Source organism: Micromonospora sp. NPDC003776, from assembly GCF_053605645.1.
Genome location: NZ_JBSGJR010000572.1, coordinates 1 through 4431, shown reverse-complemented (window position 1 = coordinate 4431; position 4431 = coordinate 1). Strand labels below are relative to the sequence as shown.

Here is a 4431-nt window from a genome sequence, read left to right as displayed (position 1 = left end):
GCGGCCTGCTGCCCGTGCTCCTCGGCACCCGGGTCGGCCGGCCGGTCGGTGGGGTCGGGCGCGGGTCCCGGGTGGACCGTCTGCGCCGGAACCTCTCGCTCGCCCATGCTCGCCCTCCACGGCCACGCTCGCCCCCGGACCGTGGCGTCGGTCGGGAGTGCCTGGATCTCACCGTGCCACATTCCGGCCCGGCAGCACAGTCGGAGTGGACGGTTGGGTCAGCTACCGCTGCTCGGCGTGGACGAGGCGCTCTCCGCCGTGCTGCTCGAGGGGTCGGAGGCGGCGGAGCTGTCGGTCGGCTCGGCGGAGCTGTTCGACGGGCTCGGGCCGCTGCTCGTCGTGTCGGTCGGTGTCGGGTCCGCCGACTTGGACGGGCTGGGCGTCGGCGTCGGCGACTTGCTCGGCGACGGCGAGGTCGACGGGCTGGGGCTGCTCGTGGTCGGCTTCGGCGACGGCGTCTGCGTCGGCTTGGCGGTGGCCGTGGGCGTCGGCGTGGGGGTCGGCTTCGGCGTCTTCGAGGGGCTCGGCGTCGGCGCGGGGGTGGCCGGGGCGGGCACCGCGCCGACCACCCGGGTGGCGGCGAAGAGCCGGCTCCACCGGACTCCCGAGATCTTGACGACGTCCCCGGTCCGCGGCGCCTCGACCATCTTGCCGTTGCCGATGTACATGGCGACGTGGTGGATGCTCGTCCAGCTGCTGCCCGAGGCGAAGAAGAGCAGGTCACCCGGGAGGAGCGCGTTCGGGTCGACGGTCCGGGAACGGGTGGCGTAGTACTGGTCGCGGGAGACCCGGGGCAGGCCGTGGTAGCCGGCCGCCTGGTAGGACGCGAGCATCAGGCCGGAGCAGTCGAAGCGGTCCGGCCCCTCGGCGGCCCACAGGTACGGGTCGCCGAGCTGGGCGAGGGCGTAGCGCACGGCGGCCAGCGCCGTCGGGTGCGCGACCAGTCCGCTGACGCTCTGGTTGGCCACGTAGGAGGTGCCGAGCTGCTGCTCGGCGGCGTCCGCCCGGCGCTCGATCTCCACCAGCTGCGCGGCGTTGTCCTTGCGCAGCTTGAGCAGGGCGGCTTCCTGCCGGTGCAGCTCCGCCTCGACCCGGGTGTACTCGGCGACCTTCTCGGCCACCCGGCGCTCGGTCGCGCCGTACGCCTCCCGGGCCATCTGCTCGGCGGCGGTGGCCCGGGCGACCTCGCCGTCCACGGCGGTGGTCGCCCCCTGCGCCTTGTCACCCCGGGTGATCCGCTGAAGGGCGTCGAGTTGGCGCAGGTCGGAGCCGAACTGCCCGGGCGGGAGCGCGGCGTCGGCCTTGACCGCGTCGGCGGCGGCGTTCTTCGCCTTCTCCTGGGCCTGGGCGAGCGCCTCCCCGGCCTGCTGGAGCGCGGCCGCGTCCAGCGCGAGCTGGGCCCGCGCGGCGTCGCGCTCGGTCTGTAGCCCCTCCAGCGACTCGCCGAGCTGGGCGACCAGCGTGTCGGCCTGGTTGATCTGGGCGATCAGGGGGCCGTCGCTCGGGTTGGTGGCGCCGGGGGTGGTGCCCAGCCCGGTCGGCGTCTGCCCGGGCAGCCCGGGGATCTGCAGGCTGATCTGGGGCGGCCGGAGGCCGGTGTCCGGGATGGTGTCGGGCAGCGGGTCGGCCCAGGAGGGGGTGGCGATCGCCGCGGCGGCCACGACGCCGAGCAGGGCGGACCAGAGCTTCGGGCGCAGCACCGGAGAGATCACCGGCCCCCTGCGTCGCTGCCGTCGGCGTCGCCTGCTGTCGACCATTCCGCTCCCCGTCCGGTCTGGTGCCTTCCGCGCTCGGTGTGCGCGGTGAACCGGGACGGTACCAGTGTGAGTTCCGCCCCATCCTGTCTTACCTCACGGACGCAGGGATGTCGATGTGCGGAGGGTGACGGCCGACCGGTCGTCCGGTGAAGTAGGCCGCTGCGGTTGACCGCGCCGCCGGTCGGTCGAGGGAGCGACGTACGCTCGACCGGGACCACAGGTGGAAGGGACGTGACTTTCGATGGACGCCGGACTCAAGCGCGAGCTTGAAGCGAAGGTCTACGCGGGGGAGCGGCTGACCCGGGAGGACGGGATCGCCCTCTACGAGAGCGACGACCTCGCCTGGCTCGGGCGGCTGGCGCACCACCGGCGCACGGAGCTGAACGGCGACCGGGTGATGTTCAATGTCAACCGGCACCTCAACCTGACCAACGTCTGCTCCGCCTCGTGCGCGTACTGCTCCTTCCAGCGCAAGCCGGGGGAGAAGGACGCCTACACGATGCGCATCGACGAGGCGGTCCGCAAGGCCAAGGAGATGGAGGACGAGCAGCTCACCGAGCTGCACATCGTCAACGGCCTGCACCCGACCCTGCCCTGGCGCTACTACCCCAAGGTGCTGCGCGAGCTGAAGGCCGCGCTGCCGAACGTCAATCTCAAGGCGTTCACCGCGACCGAGGTGCAGTGGTTCGAGAAGATCAGCGGGCTGAGCGCCGACGAGATCCTCGACGAGCTGATGGACGCCGGCCTGGAGTCGCTGACCGGCGGCGGCGCGGAGATCTTCGACTGGGAGATCCGGCAGCACATCGTCGACCACGCCTGCCACTGGGAGGACTGGTCGCGGATCCACCGGCTCGCCCACGCCAAGGGCATGAAGACCCCGTCGACCATGCTCTACGGCCACATCGAGGAGCCCCGGCACCGGGTCGACCACGTGCTGCGGCTGCGCGAGCTGCAGGACGAGACGGGCGGCTTCCAGGTCTTCATCCCGCTGCGGTACCAGCACGACTTCGTCGACTCGGCGGACGGCAAGATCCGCAACCGGATCCAGGCCCGGACCACGATGGCCGCGCCGGCCGAGTCGCTGAAGACCTTCGCGGTCTCCCGGCTGCTCTTCGACAACGTGCCGCACGTGAAGTGCTTCTGGGTGATGCACGGTCTCTCGGTGGCCCAGCTGTCGTTGAACTTCGGTGTGGACGACCTGGACGGCTCCGTCGTGGAATACAAGATCACCCACGATGCCGACTCGTACGGCACGCCGAACACCATGCACCGGGACGACCTGCTGCACCTGATCTGGGACGCGGGCTTCCGCCCGGTCGAGCGGAACACCCGCTACGAGACCGTCCGCGAGTACGACGCGGCCCCGTCGCTGGCCGAGCGGCGTGCCGAGCCGCAGCAGGTCTGGGCCTGACCGCGCGCCGATGAGTACCGAGGAGCAGCAGCGCAGCTTCCCCCGGCGGGACGCCCAGGGGCGCATCCTCACCCTGGGCGACCTGCTCGGGGTGAGCCTCGCCGGCCTGGTGATCGGGGTGCTGGCGCTGGTCCTCTTCGAGTGGGCCTTCGCGACCATGGGCGCGGGCGGATTCGGGCGGACCAACGGCTGGCTGGCCGTCATCCTCCCGGTCTGGCTCTTCTGGGACGACTTCCGGGCCTGGGAGTTCGGCGCGGCCCGGGTGGTGGCGGCGCTGGCCGGGATCGCGCTCGGGGTGCTCGCCGGGCTGCTGGCGGCCGGCCTGGCCGCCGGGCTGCCGCCGCTGGTCTCCGGTGCGCTGGCCGCGGCGGTCTTCACCGTGGTCTACGCGGTGGTCTGGTTTCCTGGCGTGCACTGGCTGGCCCGGCGGACGGGCTGAGCCGTGACGGAGAACGGAGTACGAGCTTGAGCGCGGCGGTCAAGTACACGTTGGGGCGGATCGGGCTGTTCGTCGCCGTGCTGGCGGCCCTCTGGTTCGTCGAGATGAACATGTTCCTGCGGCTGATGCTCGCCCTGGTCTTCTCCGCCGCGCTCTCGTTCTTCCTGCTCAAGGGCTGGCGGGACGAGATGGCCGGGGAGATGGCCGAGGCGTCGGAGCGGCGCCGGGCGGAGAAGGAGCGGCTGCGTTCCGCGCTGGCGGGTGACGACCAGCCCGCCGAGGACGGAGACGGCGAGCGCCGGAGCTGAACCTGACGGGGCAGCGGCTCGCGTCCCGTCCCACTAGGGTCGCTCCCCGTGATGGAGCGGATCAGCAGTTGGCGGATGAAGTTCTTTCTCTGGGTCGGCCTGCCGGTCATCGCGGTGATCGGGCTGGTGATCGCCGCACCGGACGTGGGTCCGGCGTGGCGGGCGAAGTCCGGGGACGGCACGCCCGGCACCTTCACCGCGCTGCGCGAGGAGTGCGGTAAGCGGAGCTGCAAGTGGCACGGCGACTTCGTGCCGAGCGGCGGCGGCGCCGCGCGGAAGGACGTCATCCTCTACGACGACCCGGACGGGCTGACCACCGGCGGCACCGCGGCGGCCCGCGACACCGGGGCCGACAAGGGAGTCTTCTCCACCACCGGCGGTAGCACCTGGCTGCTGGTCACCGGCTTCGCCGTCGGCGGGGCGCTCGCCGGGGTCGCCTGGCTGGTCCTGATCGTCCGGACGGTCCTCGGCCGCCGGCGTCCGGACGCCGACGAGGCCGCCACCGACAGATCGGAA

General features: G+C 72.3%; 5 protein-coding genes. 4 read left to right on the top strand and 1 reads right to left on the bottom strand.

Features of this window, described 5'->3' with window-relative positions; translation table 11 throughout:
• Positions 1-218 precede the first annotated feature (218 nt).
• On the bottom strand, positions 219-1757 hold the full coding sequence (locus tag ACWEVO_RS31090) for a C40 family peptidase (RefSeq protein ID WP_452311029.1): 1539 nt from the start codon (positions 1755-1757) through the stop codon (positions 219-221).
• A gap of 241 nt (positions 1758-1998) precedes the next feature.
• On the opposite strand from ACWEVO_RS31090, the gene mqnE reads away from it, so the two are divergent.
• The 4 genes from mqnE to ACWEVO_RS31070 form a co-directional block, all read left to right on the top strand.
• Positions 1999-3168, top strand: a complete 1170-nt coding sequence (mqnE, locus tag ACWEVO_RS31085; protein WP_452311028.1) for an aminofutalosine synthase MqnE — start codon at positions 1999-2001, stop codon at positions 3166-3168.
• Between the two features lie 10 nt (positions 3169-3178).
• Positions 3179-3607, top strand: a complete 429-nt coding sequence (locus ACWEVO_RS31080; RefSeq protein WP_452311027.1) for a hypothetical protein — start codon at positions 3179-3181, stop codon at positions 3605-3607.
• A 26-nt stretch (positions 3608-3633) separates the two neighbouring features.
• Positions 3634-3915: a DUF4229 domain-containing protein gene (locus ACWEVO_RS31075; protein ID WP_452311026.1), complete on the top strand. Its 282-nt coding sequence runs from the start codon at positions 3634-3636 to the stop codon at positions 3913-3915.
• A gap of 48 nt (positions 3916-3963) precedes the next feature.
• On the top strand, positions 3964-4431 hold a 468-nt coding region (locus ACWEVO_RS31070; protein WP_452311025.1), incomplete at its 3' end, for a hypothetical protein.